Raw genomic sequence first — 2,044 nt, 5'->3', positions numbered from 1 at the left:
CCTTTGATAAAGCTATGATGAGCCGAAAACCCTCTCTTCTCAATTAATACAATTTGGTCTCATGGGCGTTGATGTCGGACAGGCATCGCCATGGCCTTCATTCTGCGACCTAGCGTGATCGTGCTTGATGAACCAACGACCGGTCTTGATGTCTCGACACAAAACCGCATTCTTGAAGTTGTACGTCGTCTCTGCAACGACTACCGCACAGCCGCCCTGCATGTAACCCATGACCTGTCAGTGATCGCAACTCTCGCAGACCGCCTGATGGTGATGTATTCCGGCCGTGTGATCGAGATCGGCTCGGTTGCAGATGTTTTCAACCGCCCGCATCATCCTTATACCCAGGCTCTTCTCTGCGCCGTGCCGGAACTTTCAATGCGCAATGCGCTTGTGGCTGTGCCGGGCAGCCCGGCGCGCCCCAATGAACGCCCAAAGGGATGTTTCTTTGCCCCACGCTGTGCCATTGCCGATGCGCGCTGCCAGATCGATCAACCAGAACTTTCCCTTTGTGAGTCTCGGCATGAGGTCAGCTGTCACCGCTCCGGCATGGTCGCAACGCCTGCCCCTATTCGCCTGCCAGACCCTGAACCGGAAAACCGGGAAGCTGTCTTGAGCGTACGCAACTTCCGCGTGCGCTATGGCCAATTTGAAGTTCTGAAAGGGCTTGAGTTTGATGTCCTGCGCGGTGAATGCTTGGCAATTGTCGGCGAAAGCGGCTCGGGCAAGAGCACGCTGTCACGCTCGCTTGTCGGATTGATCGAAGGCGCAGGACCAGGCCTGTCACTTCATGGTACGCCGCTTCATGCCAATGCGCGAAAGCGCACGGCCGAACAGCGGCAAAGAATTCAGTATATCTTCCAGAGCCCCTTCAACTCGCTCAACCCCCGCCACACGGTCGCAACCATCCTCGGGCTGGTTTACGACATGTTTTACAAGGGCAATGCCGCAGAGAAGGAAGCTGCCTGCATCAAGGCGCTTGAAATGGTGGGGCTTCCGGCAAGAGCCATGGCGCTTTTTCCTGATGAAATGTCAGGGGGCGAACGTCAGCGAACCTCGATCGCCCGCGCGCTGCTTAGCAATCCTGAAATCCTTGTCTGCGATGAGGTTACGTCAGCACTGGACGTTTCTGTGCAGGCGGCCATTGTCAACCTGCTGAAAAAACTGATAGCTGAGCGCAATCTGACCATCATCTTCGTCACCCATGACCTTGCACTGGTGCGCAATATCGCTGACCGCGTGCTGGTGCTGGAAAAGGGCACGGTTGCTGAACTGGGGCCTGTGGCACAGGTCATCGATCACCCTGTCCATCCTTATGCGCAGGAATTGCTGCAGAACGCCCGCCTTGGCGACATGGCCCTGCGGGTGGCAACACAGGGATGCTGATCAGCTTCCACCTGAGACAGAGAGGGCCAATCAAGTCGATGGCCATGCCACCGGATTGACGAGGTCGCCCGGAGAAACGCAAAGCATGGACGTTGCCCCGATCGTGCGGTTCGACGCAAGAGTCCGCTCATCGCAGTGAAGTGACGCTGGCCCCTTTCGCTCGGCTGTTTTTGACAGTCCCGAAATGCGGCCTTTTCTTCCGTCTGGCCAAGTGGCCATCGGAATGTTCGTCGGAGGTTCGACGACATGGCCGCCCAGCCAGTCATCAAGGATCTGGGTGCGGTTGAGCCTGCTTGGGATGCGTTCTGTCCACCCTTGCCTTCCGGCTCAAACTGGCAGTCATCAAGCGGCCTGAGATCAATGCCTGCATGTCATATATCCGTGCCATGTCGGCTCGACCATTCCTTCAAAGCGGTGCTTGAGTCTCCGAAAAACTCCGTTTTTCCGGGTGGTATAAGATTCATAACGGCATGTTTGCACAAAATTTCAGGCAAAATGGCATATTTGATGAAGAAAAAAGTGATCCCACTCGCTGCCTGCAATCAGACAATTATCCTCGCCCCCCTTCATTGCAAACTGTCCGACATCAACGCCCATGAGACCAAATTGTATTAATTGAGAAGAGAGGGTTTTCGGCTCATCATAGCTTTATCAAAGG

2 protein-coding genes are annotated in these 2,044 nt (G+C 55.3%); both read left to right on the top strand.

The features are described 5' to 3' along the window. Nucleotides 1-90: 90 nt before the first annotated feature. Nucleotides 91-1,386 (top strand): ABC transporter ATP-binding protein, encoded by a 1,296-nt coding sequence (locus ACFO1V_RS09500; protein WP_374834734.1) that lies wholly within the window; start codon nt 91-93, stop codon nt 1,384-1,386. 246 nt (nt 1,387-1,632) lie between these two features. After that, nucleotides 1,633-2,001, top strand: coding sequence for a hypothetical protein (locus ACFO1V_RS09495; RefSeq protein ID WP_374834732.1), 369 nt, complete (start codon nt 1,633-1,635; stop codon nt 1,999-2,001). The last annotated feature ends 43 nt before the right edge of the window (nt 2,002-2,044 follow it).

Source organism: Daeguia caeni, from assembly GCF_042653845.1.
Lineage (GTDB): Bacteria > Pseudomonadota > Alphaproteobacteria > Rhizobiales > Rhizobiaceae > Brucella > Brucella caeni.
This window is presented reverse-complemented; position numbering and strand designations above follow the sequence as displayed.

What these genes read in the sequence shown, in the direction of transcription:
- ACFO1V_RS09500 (WP_374834734.1), top strand. Translation starts at nt 91, where the DNA reads ATGGCCTTCATTCTGCGACCTAGCGTGATCGTGCTTGATGAACCAACG.
- ACFO1V_RS09495 (WP_374834732.1), top strand. Translation starts at nt 1,633, where the DNA reads ATGGCCGCCCAGCCAGTCATCAAGGATCTGGGTGCGGTTGAGCCTGCT.